The following is a 13,595-nucleotide window of genomic DNA, read 5'->3' as shown; positions in this document are numbered from 1 at the left end:
AGCGCAGAGATCCGCCGGCGGGTATATGCATAAGCCACAAGCAGCATGGATATACCCGCCCAGACAAAACACAACATGTAACGAACAACAAAACACAACCAGTCATGGCCAGAGCCTGGCCATCACGGAGCAACACGATGAAATTCAAGACCATGAGCGTACACAGCGGCCAGCGGATCGACCCCCAGACCGGCGCCCTCACCACCCCGCTCTACCAGAGCAGCACCTTCAGCTACTTCAACGCTCAAGCGGGTAAGGATCGTTTCGCAGGTCAGGCCCCCGGCTTTATCTACAGCCGCTTTGGCAACCCCACCACCGCCGAGCTGGAGCAGAAACTGGCGGCGCTTGAAGGTGCCGATGAAGCGCTGGTGGTGGCGAGCGGCATGGCGGCGGTGAGCGCCATCATGTATGCCCTGGCCGACAGCGGCGATGAGGTGGCCTATATCGGCCCGCTCTACGGCGGCACCGATGCGTTCCTCAAGCAGACCTTCAGCCGCGCCGGTATCAAGGTCACCGCTTACGAGAGCGATCGGGATCTGCTGGCCAACATCCGCCCTGCTACCAAGGTGGTACTGTTCGAAACCCTGACCAACCCCACCCTCAAGGTGGTGGATCCGCGGCTGGTGGTGGAAGCGGCCCGCAAGGTGGGCGCCATCACAGTGTGTGACAACACCTTCCTCACCCCCTACCTGCTGCGTCCGCTGGAGCTCGGGGTCGATGTGGTGATGCACAGCGGCACCAAGTATCTGGGTGGCCACGGCGACATCATCGCCGGGGTGGTGGCGGGCTCTCACGCCCTGATGAAGTCGATCCGCACCGTGGCCCTCAAGCATATCGGCTCCCCCATCGGCCCGCAGGAGGCCTACCTGCTGCAACGCGGGGTCAAGACCCTGCCGCTGCGGATGGATGCCCACCTGCACAATGCCCAGAAAGTGGCCGAGTTTCTGGCCGCCCACCCGGCGGTGAAGAAGGTGATCTACCCGGGGCTTGCCAGCCATCCGGGCCACGATGCTCTCAGCGCCTTCGCCAGCGGCTTTGGCGGCATGGTGAGCATTGAGCTGGCAGGCGGGTTTGAGCGCTGCGCTACCCTGCTCGACAACCTGCAGCTATTCGTGCAGGCGGTGAGTCTGGGGGATCTCGAGAGTCTGGCCTGCCATCCGGCCAGTACCACCCACGCCGCCATGGACGAGGCGAGCCGCCTCGCCGCCGGGGTCAACGACGACCTCATCCGCTTCAGCATCGGGGTGGAAGATGCGGACGATCTGATCGCCGATCTGGCCGCCGCGCTGGCGCAGATCTAACCGGGAGCACGCATCTCACTTGCCCGCCAAATGGCGGCGAGTGAGATGCCCCAAACACAACAACGGCCCATCAAGGGCCGTTGTTGTTTGTTGCGCTATGGAAAAACGGGATTTACTCCTCCCAGACCACCACTTGGGATGAGGGCCAGCGATCCCCAACCTGGGCGTACTTTTGCTCCAGCAGGTGACGCTTGATCTTCATGGTGGGGGTCAGCACGCCGTTTTCGATATTCCAGGGAGTCTTCACTACCAGAATGCCGCGAATTTTGGCATGAGATTCCAGCTGATCGTTGACCCGTACCCGCGCCGCTTCCAGTCTGGCGTTGACCTCCTCCCGATTGCCCCTCATGGCGCTCTCGGCCAGTTGCACCAGCGCAATGGGCTGGGGCATGCCATAACCAATCACGCAGAGCTGTTCGATAATGGGCTCCTGCCCCAGCAGTCCCTCGATGGGCACCGGCGCCACATACTTGCCCTTGGCGGTCTTGAACACATCCTTCATCCGGCCGGTGATGGTGAGATAACCCTCCTTGTCCAGCTTGCCCATGTCGCCGGTATGGAGCCACCCCTCGGCATCGATGGCCTCGGCGCTGTGCTCGGGATCCTTGTAGTAACCCAGCATCATCCCTTCGCAACGGCAGAGGATCTCCCCCTCGTCGGAGATCTTAATGGTCACCCCGATCCCCGCCTTGCCGACGGTGCCGATCTTGTCGGCACGGAACGGGTAGTTGATGGTGGAGTAGGCGTGGTTCTCGGTCATGCCCCAGGCTTCAGTCACCTTGAGACCGATGCTCAGATACCACTCAAGCAGCGCAGGGGAGACAGGCGCGGAGCCGCAGCCGAGTACACGGGCCTGATCCAGTCCCAACCCCTTTTGCAGCTTGCGTTTAATCAGGCCTGAGATAAGCGGGATCTTGAGCAGCAGTTCGAGTTTCTTCTGGGGCAGCTTCTCGTGGATCTTGATGCGGAACATGGCCCACAGCCGTGGCACCGAGATAAAGACGGTGGGACGGCAGCGTTTGACATCTTCGATAAAGGTGTCGAGAGATTCAGGGAACGCGATGGTAGCGCCGCCATAGAGACTTCCGCCGTAGATGTACACCCGCTCGGTAATGTGGGCCAGCGGCAGGTAGGAGAAACCCCGATCGGCCTGGCTCAGGCTCACCGTCTCCACCAGCTTCTCGCACGACCAGGCGTAGCGCTCGACGCTCAGCATGGCCCCTTTCGGCTTGCCGGTACTGCCGGAGGTGTAGACCAGACTCAGCAGGGAGTCAGGGGCCTGCACCGGGCTGTCAGGGATCGGCTCATGCGCCTCCAGCAGATCGTCCCACTGGTGGCTGGCCGGCATGGTGTCATAGGGGAAGGCGATGCGCAGCAGATCGGCGGGTACGCCCGCCTCCTGACTCTTCCAGTCATCCAGCTTGCCGACGAAGATCGCCTTGGCCTCGCTGTGGCGCAGCACATATTCGATGGTGTCGACGTTGGCAGTCGGGTAGATGGGCACGCTCACATACTGCCCCATCTGCATCGCCAGATCGGCGATAAACCACTGGGCGCAGTTCTTGGAGAGCAGCGCCACCTTGTCACCGGCCACCAGACCGAGGTGACGCAAGGCCGTCACCATCCGCCGCGCTTCATCGGCCACTTCACCCCAGGTGAAATCGACATATTCGCGGTTGATGGTTTGACGCAGGTAGATTCGATCAGGACACTGCCGCTCCCAGTGATAGAGCATCTCGAGCGGCAGTTTATTGGCAATGCGTGAGGAGGAGGCCATAGTTTAATCCCTGAAACAAAAGGCGAAACTTATTATTAACCTTTCACTAACTTCAGGGGAAGAATAAACTCAAACTTCAGTTTGAATTGTGTATCCGATCAAGCTTCTGCGTCTTGTTGCAAACGACTCCACATCGCCTGCACCAGTTTTTCATCCTCTTCAGAAAGCTCACCTTGCAAGATCGCCTCGTTGAGGCTGCGCAGCACATAGCTCTTGACGTCCCGCACCAGGGTCTTGCCTTCCAGCTCGGCCCGGGCAACGGCCAATGAGATATGACCTCGCAGGTAACCCCCCGCAAACAGCTCATCGTCGGTCGCGGTGGCAACCATGCTGTCGATCAGTCCCAACAACTTGTGCTCAAAATCGTGAATCGTCATGTAACGCAGCCTCATTTGCGGCAAAAAATTCGGGGGTATGGAACCGCAATCCGGTTGATTGCAGCTCTCTGGCGCCAGGCCAGCAGCGTCCTTGGCGTCCTATTCCGGGTTGGCCACCGGGTAGATGACCTGATCCTTGTATCCCGTGGTTATTCGCAGATAACCACGCAACGCCCGGTTTAATTGCGGATCATCGGTGTCCACCAGCAGCGGCCTGCCCACAAGGGCGGCAAGCTTGTCTTTGGTTGCCAGCACCTGGATATTGTCCAGCCCGACACACCGAATCACCTCAGGACTCAATTGCTGATTTCCGCGCCCGAACAGATGTCCCTGTCCGCCTATCAGGGTAATGATCAGTCGGCAGCGACGACCGCGGATCCGGGTCAGGATCTCGGCGGCGCTGAGATCCTGCCCGATAAGTCGGCCATTTTCCACCAGATCCACACCGAGCAAAGTATTTTCCAGACCGAGCTCTGCCATACAGGCTGCCACCGTGCTGCCGGAGCCCATCAGATAGAGGGTATCGGGCTCCATCTGCTCCACCACACCGGCGGCGAGATCCGCCAACACCAGCTCTTCGGACTCCTTGCCCCCCTGTTTTACCGCCTGTACGTAACGCAGATCGCCGGGCACCTTCAACTGGCCGTAGTGGCGGGCCCGCACCTTGCCCGCGCGAAACGCCTCCTCGTCGATGTCGCGCACCTCGGCATCGATCAGGCTGAGCAGTTCCCCTGCAATCATCCGCGCCACCACCCGCCCGCTGGCGGCGGGCGTCACCCCGTAGACACCGGAGTGGATCTTGCACCCCGCCGGAATGCCGAGCACATGGCAGGACTCCCCCACCGCGGCGCAGATATCCCGCGCCGTGCCATCGCCACCGGCAAACAGCAGCAGATCGACCCCAGCTTCGCGCATCAGCCTGGCGGCGTGGCGGGTATCATCGGCCGAGGTGCTCTCCCCGGCCGGTTGATAGATGACCCGACAGGGTAGTCCCAGAGATCGGGCTACCGTCTCCCCCATCTCTCCCGCCACCGTCAGCAGTTCGAACGGGACGCTCAACTCGCACAGTGGCAACAAGGCTTGCCGCGCCCGCTCCTGCGCCTTGGGCACGGCACCACGAGCAAGCGCCTCATCCACCACGCCGTCACTGCCCTTGAGCCCCACTGCGCCGCCAATCCCGGCGACCGGATTAATGATGAACCCTAATCGAAACATGCCTGCCTCCCTTGCGATGGCCACCATTTTTATCTTTTCCCCCCTCTGGGACAAGCAGTGGCGCCCCTGCTAGAATGCGCTGCTTCAATTTTCCAACCAATTTTCAACCAAGGTTCAATCATGCTGGAATGGGTTCTTGATCCCTCTGCCTGGGTCGCACTCGCCACCCTTACCCTGCTCGAGATCGTGCTGGGCATCGACAACATCATCTTTATCTCCATCCTGGTCGGTCGCCTGCCGGAGGCGCAGCGTCAAAAAGCGCGCATTCTGGGTCTGGGGCTCGCCATGGGTACCCGGATCCTGCTGCTGCTCTCGCTGGCCTGGGTGATGCGCCTCACCGATCCGCTCTTCACCGTGCTGGGTGAAGCCATCTCCGGCCGCGATCTGATCCTGCTGCTGGGGGGCCTGTTCCTCATCGGCAAGAGTGCTCACGAGATCCACGTCACCCTGGAAGGGGCGGCCGAGCCGGAGAGCGTCAGCAAAGCGGCCTCGGGCTTCATCAGCACCCTGATCCAGATCGCCATCCTCGATATCGTCTTCAGCCTCGACTCGGTGATCACCGCAGTCGGCATGGCCGATCACGTGCCGGTGATGGTGCTGGCCATCATGATCGCCGTCTTCATCATGATGTTTGCCGCCAAATCCATCGGTGATTTCGTCGACAGCCACCCCACTATCAAGATGCTGGCCCTCTCCTTCCTCACCCTGGTGGGCTTCGCCCTGATGGCCGAGGGGATGGACCTGCATATTCCGAAGGGCTACATCTACTTCGCCATGGCCTTCTCGCTGGTGGTGGAGATGATCAACATCCGCCTGCGCAGTCATCACGACAATAACGGGCAAAATAGCGCGCAGTAACCCTGCCCCCGCATGCCCTCGCGACCCCAGCTGTCGCGATCAAAAAGAGCGCCGATCGGGCGCTCTTTTTTGTATGGGTAACGAAACGATGAAAGGGTTATTGATCGCTGATGACGATGGCAACCCGGCGGTTGGCGGCCCGGCCCTCTCTGGTCTTGTTATCCGCCAGCGGCATGGTCTCGCCACGGCCATGGATCTCCAGATTGGCTGGCTTCATGCCGACCGAGACCAGCACATCGGCCACCGACTGGGCCCGCTTCAGGGAGAGCTGCTGGTTGTAGCTGCTCTCGCCGGTATTATCGGTGTGGCCATCCACCCGCGCCTTGTCCAACCCTACGCCAAGCAGTGTTTTACCCAGTTTTTCAACGGATTGGCGAGTCTGGGAATTGAGCGCCCCCACGTTGTTGGCAAACAGCACCCGGTTGGCCAGATCCAGCGTCCACCCCTCATCGGTCAGATAAAAGCCCTGCTCCTTGAGCACGGCGATTTGCTCCGGGGTCAACCCTTTGGGCGCGCTCTGGCAACCGGCCAGCAGCGACAACATCAACCCCAGCAGGGTCACTTTCAACAGGTGGGTGATCTTCATGGTTTGCTCCTTGTTTATGTTGTTATGCTTGCCAGTCAGGCGATGGTTTGCTGTTCGCTGCGGCGCGCCCGTTTCGCCAGATACATGGCTGCATCGGCCTGATCACACAGCACGCTGGCACTCATGCCCGCCTGATAGACGGCAAAGCCGACACTCACCCCGGCCACCAGCTGACGACCGTCACGCAGCGCCACCGGTTCGCTCATCGCCTGCTGGATGCGGCCAATCACCTCTTCCACCTCATGCTGTCGCTGGAGTGGGCCAACCAGCACTGCAAACTCGTCACCACCGAGGCGAAACACCAGATCATCCGGACGCAGCTGATGTTGTACCCGTCTTGAGAGCGCGATCAGCACATCGTCACCGGCGTTGTGCCCCAGCGTGTCATTAATTTGCTTGAAGCGATCGCAGTCGAGATAGAGCAGCGCAAACCCCTCTTGCTCGCCGAGGGAGATGGCCTGCGCGAGCCGCGCTTCAAACAGGGCGCGATTGGGCAGTCCGGTGAGAGCATCGTGGGTCGCCTGATGTAGCAGGCTGGCATTTTCGCGGGCCTGCTGGGCCTGCCAGGCTTGCAGCTCGTCCAGCAGGGAGTTGAAGTCATCCCCCAGCTCGTTAATCTCGACGATATCGGCCGGTGGTGCCCGCATCCCCAGGGTGCGTTGTCGGCGTACCGAGTGGGCGACAAGTGCCAGTTTGCGCAGCGGTGCGGTGATGGAGACCTGCATCCGGTCAGCCACATAGAGTGCCACCATGGCGCTCAGCATCAGGCAAACCACCATCGCCAGCAGCGCCGAGAGCAAAAACAACAACAGGTATTCACCGTGGCCGCGCAGCTCGATGGTGGCGATCTGTTCACCACCCCGCAGCATGGGGAGTTTGACAGGCCCCGGCATCAGCAGTTGGGCCAGATAGTCTTCGAGCGTCACCAGCGGGTTGCTTCTGGGGCGCTCCCAACTGGCGAGCAGCTGGCCATTGGTCAGCACGATAGTGGCTTCGGCCACCTCTTCCTTGGCAACGATGCCACTGAGCGCCTCGCTCGCCGCCTCCTCATCGTGGAACACCACCGCCGCCTCGGCACTGTAGCTGATGGCGCGGGCTACCAGCTCCAGATTGTGGTCGGCGTAAAAACGCACTACCAGCAGTGCCACCAGAGTAAAAAAGAGTCCTGCCACGCTGACGGCTGTGATGGCGGCCACCAGATGGGTTCGCCCCAGGCTCTGACGCAGGGTCAGACGGCGAGGAGCCGCGCTCACCTGTCGTCTCATGGGACCCCCTTGTCGGCATGGGCCAACTTGAGCACGGCGGGATGCACCCGCACGCCGCTCAGGGCCAGAGCATCAAGGTTCACTTTAAACCGCACCCGCACGCTGTCCGGCGAGGTCTGCAGGCAGAACACCGAGCTGGTGGAACAGTCGTGGTTGTATTCGCTGATGCTGAGCACTGGGTGTCCCTGCAGGCGGGCAAACAGCGCAATCCGGGTCGGCTCGTCGAGCACTCCCAGATAGAGTACATCGCAGTGATCGCTGATGGCCGGATCGCTCGCCTCGTAACGATGGACCTGCACGGTACGGCCATTGGCCTGACGATCGATGGTAAAGAGGGCGCCGGCATATTCGGTCGGCGCCGCCACGCACATACGCAGCACCGCAGGCTCGGTGGGCCAGCGGGTGTAACTCATGATATCGAGCACCAGCTCCCTGACCGCCGTCGCCCGGCTCTCTGCGGCCGTTTCCGCCAGCGCGCGGGGCAACAGCAGGCCAAACGCAACCAACAGGAGCGCCAGACGGGCAGTTAAACGGGGGGAAAAGAGTAACAGCATGATCGGGAGGTAGTCGCCTTGACAATACCGCTGCTATGGCATTGCGGTTCGGGTAGATGAACCCAGATAGTAAGTTGGCTGACACTGGCCTGACAAGTCTCACCCCGCCATCATCTACCGAGTTCGTGTAAAGAAAACGGAGAGCCCGTCTGGTAACGGGCTCTCTGGTGGCAGGCAGCAAGGCGGGAATCACTTCTTGCTGATGCCGTATTCCCGCAGCTTGTTGGCGATGGCGGTATGCGACACGCCCAGGCGTTTGGCCAGCTGGCGCGTCGACGGGAAGGCGGGATAGAGCCGGGCCAGCAGCTGGCTCTCGAAGCGCTTCACCGCATCGTCGAGATTCCCCTCAAACCACTCGTCGATCAGCGGCATGGTATCGGCCGCCACCGGCAGGTCGATCTGCTCGGGCCCCAGCTCATCCCCTTCCAGCAGGGTCATGGCACGGTAGAGACAGTTGCGCAGCTGACGCACGTTGCCCGGCCAGCGGTAGGCGGTCAGGTAGTCGGCCATGTTGCGGGTAAAGCGCGGACGGGGTCGCTGCAACTCGCTGGCAAACCGGGAGACAAACTGCTGGGCCAGCACCATGATGTCTGCCTTGCGCTCGCGCAGGGGGGGCAGCGCCAGACTGAGCACGTTGAGACGGTAGTAGAGATCCTCGCGGAAGGTTCCTTCGTGCACCAGATCCAGCAACTGTTTTTGGGTGGTGCAGATGAAACGCACGTTGACCTTCACCTCCTGCTCGTCACCGACCCGGCGGAACACCCCATCCTGCAACACCCGCAGGAACTTGGTCTGCAGATGGGGAGACATATCGCCGATCTCGTCCAGCATCAGGGTGCCGCCGCTCGCCAGCTCCAGCACGCCGCGCTTGCCCTCGGTGTTGTTGCCAAAGGCGCCGGGGGCATAACCAAACAGCTCGCTCTCGGCCACGTTATCGGGCATGGCGGCGCAGTTTAGGGCCATAAAGGGGTGGCTGGAGCGCAGGCTGGCCCCGTGACAGGCACGGGCCAGCAGCTCCTTGCCGGTACCGGTCTCACCGACAATCAGCAGCGGCGCATCCTGCATCGCCAGTTTGCGCGCTTGCGACAGCACCTCTTTCATCTTGGGGCTCTCGGCCTGCAGATGCTCGAAGCCCCCCACTTCCACCGCATGAAGCGCGCTGAAGTGCAGGCCGACCCGACGGGCAGATTTGAGCACCACCACGGCACCGGCCAGCGCCTGCTTGCCGCGGGCTTCTGCCACGAACAGCGGCATCAGATCTGCCAGATACTCTTCGCCATTGAAACTGAGCTTGCAGGTCTGCGGCTTGATCTCGCTCGCCTCCAGCCAGCGGGTGAAGGAGAAACCCTTAACCAGCGAACCGAGCGCCACGCCGCGCACCTCCTCCACCGGCAAGCCGAGGGTGGTGAGGGCAGACTGGTTGGCCTGGGTCACCTTGCCCTTGCTGTCGAGGGAGAAGACCAGATCCGGCAGCGCCTTGAGCAGCGCCTCGATCTCGTGGTGCTCTCGCTCGGAAGGCATGTAAGGGATGGTCTTGACGTCGTAGACGCCGGGAATGCGGCGGATCTCCGGCATCAGGTGCTGAAAATCACTGAACTCCAGCTCGGGAAAGTTGAGATAGATGATGCCTGAGGTATCGATTTCGATGCCGCGCAGATCGATATTGTGCTCCACCAGGCGGTCGAGCAGTTCCCGGGTCAGGCCCAGGCGGTCTTCACAGCTGACTTCAAGACGCATTCGGGACACACTTCCTAGCTAACTCTATGAATGAGCGGATAATACAGTCTCGATCCCCCCAGTGCGAGCGCCAGCCCATAAAAATGCGGGCCTGCCCCGCTTTCGCAGGCAGGCCCGGGTCAACCGATGACGCTGGTGTGGGGTGCGATTACCGGAGCAACTGATCGGTGCACGCCGCCATGATGAAGTCGTTGCGATGCAAACCGCCGATCTTATGCATCCACCAGCTGACGATCACCATATCGCTCACTCGATGAGTGGTGGCGTTCACTTCAGCAGCTCATCCGTGCGTGCAGCCATGATGAAGTCGTTGCGGTGTAATCCGCCGATCTTGTGGGTCCACCAGCTGACGGTCACCTTCCCCCACTCGGTCAGGATGGCCGGATGATGGAACTCCGCTTCCGCCAGATCCCCCAGGCGGTTGGTAAAGGCCAGCGCCTCCTTGAAGTTGCGAAACGTAAATTCCCGCCGCAGTTGCAGCGCCCCCTCCACCACCAGCGGCTGCCAGTCGGGAATAAGCTGCATCAGCTCGCGCAGCTCCTCATCGCTCACCTTGGGGGCATCGGCGCGGCACGCTTCACACTGCTGGCTGGCCAGTTCGGACATGGGTTACTCCTGCTTGAATTAATGAAAATGAAATAGGGTTGTTTGCTTTTGGTCAGCTCGCCTGTTTGCCAGCGGCAACCTCAAAACGCGGCGGATAGAGGCCAAGCCGACTGGCCTCGGCCAGAGCAGCCATGATCTCCTCCCCGGTCAGCTGGTAGAGATGATCGAGACTCGGCAGCACAAAATAGGTGGGCTGCATGATGTCAATGCGATACGGGGTGCGCAGCACAGTCAGTAGATCGAAGGGTTGCAGCAGCGGCTGGCCGGAGAGGGCATAGGCGGTCTCGCCGATGGAGGAGAGAATGCCGCCACCGTAGATACGCAGCCCGTCCGGCGTCGCCAAGAGGCCAAACTCCACGGTGAACCAGTAGAGCCGCGCCAGAAAGACCCGCTGCTCCTTGCTCGCCTGCTGCCCCAACTGGCCGTAAAGATGGGTAAAGTGAGCAAAGGCCGGATTGGTCAGCATGGCGCAGTGGCCGAAGATCTCGTGAAAGATATCCGGCTCTTGCAGGTAGTCGAGCTCGTCCCGGCGCCGGATAAAAGTCGCTACCGGAAACTGGCGGTTGGCCAGCAGGGCGAAGAAGCGATCGAACGAGATAAGCGCAGGCACCGCCGCCACCGACCAGCCGGTCACAGGCTGCAAGACGGCGTTGATCTCGGCCAGCTGGGGGATGCGATCACGGGGCAGCCCCAGCCTGTCGAGACCGGCCAGATACTCGTTACACCCCTTGCCAGCAAGAGCGGCGAACTGACGCTCGATCAGGATCTGCCAGGTGCCATGCTCCTCGTTGCTGTAGTGGATCACCCCGTCAGCATCCGGCTGGTGGGCGGTGTAAAAGGTTGCCATAGCGGTTCCATCCTCTGGCGCCACATCAGGCGCCTTGCCGTTTCATCACGGCTTCACTGTAACGAAATGGCAACAAAAAAAGCAGCCGACCCATGAGTCGGCTGCCGGAAACAGTTGTAAATAAATTGTGACAACCCGCTAACCAATCCCCACTACAGCTTGACCATGATATGGCGCGGCACCGTGTAATCCTCCAGCGCATAGAGGGAGAGATCCTTGCCGTAGCCCGACATCTTCATGCCGCCGTGGGGCATCTCGGAGGTGAGCATGAAGTGGGTGTTGATCCAGGTGCAGCCATATTGCAGGTGGCTGGCCACCTTGCTGGCGAGGCTCAGATCCTTGGTCCAGACCGACGAGGCGAGACCATAGTCCGAGTCGTTGGCCCACTGCACCACCTGCTCGGCATCGTTGAAACGGGTCACCGACACCACAGGGCCAAACACCTCACGGCGCACGATCTCATCCTCCTGCCGGGCCCCGACAATCAGGGTCGGCTCGAAGAAGAAGCCGTTGCCTGGGCGGATCTTGCCCCCCGCCGTCACCTCCACATGACCGCTGCTCTGGGCCCGCTCGACAAAGCTGGCGACCCGGTTGCGCTGTCTGTCCGAAATAAGCGGCCCCATCTCCACCCCCTCCTCGTACTGGCTTCCCACCTTGATGGAGGCCACCGCATCGGTCATGGCGGCGACGAACTTGTCGTAGATCTTGCCCTGGGCATAGATACGGCAGGCGGCGGTGCAATCCTGGCCAGCGTTGTAGAAACCGAAGGTGCGAATGCCCGCCACCACCGCCTCCAGATCAGCATCGTCGAAAATGATGACCGGCGCCTTGCCTCCCAGCTCAAGGTGGGTGCGCTTCATGGTGCGGGCAGCGCTTTGCAGGATCTTCTGGCCGGTTGCGATATCGCCGGTGAGCGACACCATCCGTACCAGCGGGTGCTCCACCAGCGGTGCCCCCACGCTTTCCCCCCGCCCGCAGATGACGTTGATAACGCCGCGGGGGAAGATCTCGCTGGCCAGCTCCGCCAAACGCAGCGCGGTGAGCGGGGTCTGTTCGGAGGGTTTGAGCACCACCGTATTGCCCGCTGCCAGCACCGGCGCCATCTTCCAGGCCGCCATCATCAGCGGGTAGTTCCAGGGGGCGATACTGCCCACAACACCTATGGGGTCGCGGCGGATCATGCTGGTGTGCCCCTCGAGATACTCCCCCGCCAGCGGCCCTTGCAGGCAGCGGGCCGCCCCGGCAAAGAAGCGGAAGCAGTCCACCACCGCGGGCAGCTCGTCGTTGAGCACTGCCAGATAGGGTTTGCCGCAGTTGAGGGATTCGAGCGCCGCAAACTCCTCGGCGTGGCGCTCGATGAGATCCGCCAGACGCAGCAGCAGGTTGCTGCGGCTTGCCGGGGTGGTGCGGCTCCACTGGGCGAAGGCGCGCTGGGCACCGTTCACCGCCCGGTTCACCTGTTCGAACGAGGCTTCGGGCACGGCGGCGATCTGTTCGCCGTTGGCCGGGTTGAGAATGGGTTCGGCCTGCCCCTCGCCGGTCACAAACTGGCCATCAATCAAGAGTTGGGTTGAGAGTTTCATGGTTGCATCCTTGCGCACGCGTTGAGTCATCATTTGCCACTGCCAGCGACATCATGGGTGTCGCGAGTAAGGTAGTAGGCAAGCAAAATGGGGATAGTGGTGAAGGCCACTATGATGAGGGCCACCACGTTGGTGACCGGCCTGTCTCGGGGACGGATCAGCTCCTGATACATCCAGATGGGCAGCGTGGTCTGCTGGCCCGCCGTAAAGGTGGTGACGATCACTTCGTCAAAACTCAGGGCAAAGGCCAGCATGCCCCCCGCCAGCAGCGCCGTGGCCAGATTGGGCAGGATCACGTAGCGCAGGGTCTGGAAGCCGTCGGCCCCGAGATCCATCGACGCCTCGATGAGGCTCTGGTTGGTGCGGCGAAAACGGGCCAGCGCATTGTTGTAGACCACCACCACGCAAAAGGTGGCGTGGCCGATAACGATGGTCCAGAAGCTGAACGGGATCTCCATCAGGCCGTAGGCTGAGCGCAGCGCGATACCGGTGACGATACCGGGAAGCGCGATGGGCAGCACCAGCAGCAGTGACACCACCTCCTGACCGAAAAAGCGGCTGCGAGCAATGGCCCCTGCTGCCAAGGTGCCGAGGATCATGGCCGCCAGTGTCGCCAGCCCCGCGACCTCCAGTGACAGCTGGATGGCACGCCACACATCGGGGCGATTGAGGGTCACCTCGAACCACTTGAGGGTGAGCCCGGGGGGCGGAAACTGGTAACTCTTGCTCTCGCTGGTGAAGGCGTAGAGGAAGATAAACAGAATGGGAAAGTGCAGGAACAAGAGTCCACCGATGGCGGCGTACTTGAGCAGGCCCGAAGGGCGCTCTCCCTGACGGCTCACTGAGCTAGCTGACATGACGGCCTCCTTGCTGCCGGTTCAAAGCGATA

The 13,595-nt window shown here is 61.4% G+C and carries 14 protein-coding genes; 2 read left to right on the top strand and 12 right to left on the bottom strand.

What is annotated here, in order from left to right; all coding sequences use genetic code 11:
- The first annotated feature begins 137 nt into the window (after nucleotides 1-137).
- Entirely contained in the window at nucleotides 138-1,301 is a 1,164-nt protein-coding gene (locus OKB77_RS06225; protein ID WP_247822943.1) for a trans-sulfuration enzyme family protein, read from the top strand.
- 112 nt (nucleotides 1,302-1,413) lie between these two features.
- Here the strand turns inward: OKB77_RS06225 and OKB77_RS06220 are convergent, their stop codons facing one another.
- The 3 genes from OKB77_RS06220 to OKB77_RS06210 form a co-directional block, all read right to left on the bottom strand.
- A complete protein-coding gene (locus OKB77_RS06220) occupies nucleotides 1,414-3,078 on the bottom strand; it encodes an AMP-binding protein (protein WP_247822944.1) in 1,665 nt (554 codons plus the stop codon).
- 98 nt (nucleotides 3,079-3,176) lie between these two features.
- Complete coding sequence (locus tag OKB77_RS06215; protein WP_005333639.1) at nucleotides 3,177-3,455, bottom strand: YfcL family protein; 279 nt, start codon at nucleotides 3,453-3,455, stop codon at nucleotides 3,177-3,179.
- 99 nt (nucleotides 3,456-3,554) lie between these two features.
- Nucleotides 3,555-4,670 (bottom strand): ATP-NAD kinase family protein, encoded by a 1,116-nt coding sequence (locus OKB77_RS06210; protein ID WP_247822945.1) that lies wholly within the window; start codon nucleotides 4,668-4,670, stop codon nucleotides 3,555-3,557.
- 120 nt (nucleotides 4,671-4,790) lie between these two features.
- On the opposite strand from OKB77_RS06210, the gene OKB77_RS06205 reads away from it, so the two are divergent.
- Nucleotides 4,791-5,528, top strand: a complete 738-nt coding sequence (locus tag OKB77_RS06205; RefSeq protein ID WP_005333641.1) for a TerC family protein — start codon at nucleotides 4,791-4,793, stop codon at nucleotides 5,526-5,528.
- A gap of 97 nt (nucleotides 5,529-5,625) precedes the next feature.
- Here the strand turns inward: OKB77_RS06205 and OKB77_RS06200 are convergent, their stop codons facing one another.
- The 9 genes from OKB77_RS06200 to OKB77_RS06160 form a co-directional block, all read right to left on the bottom strand.
- Entirely contained in the window at nucleotides 5,626-6,114 is a 489-nt protein-coding gene (locus OKB77_RS06200) for an OmpA family protein (protein WP_270817141.1), read from the bottom strand.
- A gap of 35 nt (nucleotides 6,115-6,149) precedes the next feature.
- Nucleotides 6,150-7,379, bottom strand: a complete 1,230-nt coding sequence (locus tag OKB77_RS06195) for a diguanylate cyclase domain-containing protein (protein ID WP_167569893.1) — start codon at nucleotides 7,377-7,379, stop codon at nucleotides 6,150-6,152.
- Nucleotides 7,376-7,933 carry a YfiR family protein gene (locus OKB77_RS06190; RefSeq protein ID WP_005333646.1) on the bottom strand — a complete coding sequence of 186 codons (558 nt, stop codon included), beginning with the start codon at nucleotides 7,931-7,933 and terminating at the stop codon, nucleotides 7,376-7,378. Before OKB77_RS06190 ends, OKB77_RS06195 begins: the two co-directional genes overlap by 4 nt.
- Before the next feature lie 189 nt (nucleotides 7,934-8,122).
- Nucleotides 8,123-9,670: a transcriptional regulator TyrR gene (tyrR, locus tag OKB77_RS06185; RefSeq protein ID WP_005333656.1), complete on the bottom strand. Its 1,548-nt coding sequence runs from the start codon at nucleotides 9,668-9,670 to the stop codon at nucleotides 8,123-8,125.
- A gap of 148 nt (nucleotides 9,671-9,818) precedes the next feature.
- Nucleotides 9,819-9,941 (bottom strand): 4a-hydroxytetrahydrobiopterin dehydratase, encoded by a 123-nt coding sequence (locus tag OKB77_RS06180; RefSeq protein WP_270817140.1) that lies wholly within the window; start codon nucleotides 9,939-9,941, stop codon nucleotides 9,819-9,821.
- Nucleotides 9,938-10,276, bottom strand: a complete 339-nt coding sequence (locus OKB77_RS06175; RefSeq protein WP_247822946.1) for a 4a-hydroxytetrahydrobiopterin dehydratase — start codon at nucleotides 10,274-10,276, stop codon at nucleotides 9,938-9,940. Before OKB77_RS06175 ends, OKB77_RS06180 begins: the two co-directional genes overlap by 4 nt.
- Nucleotides 10,277-10,328: 52 nt before the next feature.
- On the bottom strand, nucleotides 10,329-11,123 hold the full coding sequence (gene phhA / locus OKB77_RS06170; protein ID WP_270817139.1) for a phenylalanine 4-monooxygenase: 795 nt from the start codon (nucleotides 11,121-11,123) through the stop codon (nucleotides 10,329-10,331).
- 152 nt (nucleotides 11,124-11,275) lie between these two features.
- Nucleotides 11,276-12,706: a gamma-aminobutyraldehyde dehydrogenase gene (locus OKB77_RS06165; RefSeq protein WP_270817138.1), complete on the bottom strand. Its 1,431-nt coding sequence runs from the start codon at nucleotides 12,704-12,706 to the stop codon at nucleotides 11,276-11,278.
- A gap of 29 nt (nucleotides 12,707-12,735) precedes the next feature.
- Entirely contained in the window at nucleotides 12,736-13,563 is an 828-nt protein-coding gene (locus tag OKB77_RS06160) for an ABC transporter permease (RefSeq protein WP_005352644.1), read from the bottom strand.
- Between the last annotated feature and the right edge of the window lie 32 nt (nucleotides 13,564-13,595).

Source organism: Aeromonas sp. Y318-3 (assembly GCF_027706185.1).
GTDB classification, from domain to species: domain Bacteria; phylum Pseudomonadota; class Gammaproteobacteria; order Enterobacterales; family Aeromonadaceae; genus Aeromonas; species Aeromonas veronii.
Note: the sequence above shows the minus strand (reverse complement) of the source record. Positions and strands in the feature narration are given on the sequence as shown.

What these genes read in the sequence shown, in the direction of transcription:
- OKB77_RS06225 (WP_247822943.1), top strand. Translation starts at nt 138, where the DNA reads ATGAAATTCAAGACCATGAGCGTACACAGCGGCCAGCGGATCGACCCC.
- OKB77_RS06220 (WP_247822944.1), bottom strand. Translation starts at nt 3,078, where the DNA reads ATGGCCTCCTCCTCACGCATTGCCAATAAACTGCCGCTCGAGATGCTC.
- OKB77_RS06215 (WP_005333639.1), bottom strand. Translation starts at nt 3,455, where the DNA reads ATGACGATTCACGATTTTGAGCACAAGTTGTTGGGACTGATCGACAGC.
- OKB77_RS06210 (WP_247822945.1), bottom strand. Translation starts at nt 4,670, where the DNA reads ATGTTTCGATTAGGGTTCATCATTAATCCGGTCGCCGGGATTGGCGGC.
- OKB77_RS06205 (WP_005333641.1), top strand. Translation starts at nt 4,791, where the DNA reads ATGCTGGAATGGGTTCTTGATCCCTCTGCCTGGGTCGCACTCGCCACC.
- OKB77_RS06200 (WP_270817141.1), bottom strand. Translation starts at nt 6,114, where the DNA reads ATGAAGATCACCCACCTGTTGAAAGTGACCCTGCTGGGGTTGATGTTG.
- OKB77_RS06195 (WP_167569893.1), bottom strand. Translation starts at nt 7,379, where the DNA reads ATGAGACGACAGGTGAGCGCGGCTCCTCGCCGTCTGACCCTGCGTCAG.
- OKB77_RS06190 (WP_005333646.1), bottom strand. Translation starts at nt 7,933, where the DNA reads ATGCTGTTACTCTTTTCCCCCCGTTTAACTGCCCGTCTGGCGCTCCTG.
- tyrR (WP_005333656.1), bottom strand. Translation starts at nt 9,670, where the DNA reads ATGCGTCTTGAAGTCAGCTGTGAAGACCGCCTGGGCCTGACCCGGGAA.
- OKB77_RS06175 (WP_247822946.1), bottom strand. Translation starts at nt 10,276, where the DNA reads ATGTCCGAACTGGCCAGCCAGCAGTGTGAAGCGTGCCGCGCCGATGCC.
- phhA (WP_270817139.1), bottom strand. Translation starts at nt 11,123, where the DNA reads ATGGCAACCTTTTACACCGCCCACCAGCCGGATGCTGACGGGGTGATC.
- OKB77_RS06165 (WP_270817138.1), bottom strand. Translation starts at nt 12,706, where the DNA reads ATGAAACTCTCAACCCAACTCTTGATTGATGGCCAGTTTGTGACCGGC.
- OKB77_RS06160 (WP_005352644.1), bottom strand. Translation starts at nt 13,563, where the DNA reads ATGTCAGCTAGCTCAGTGAGCCGTCAGGGAGAGCGCCCTTCGGGCCTG.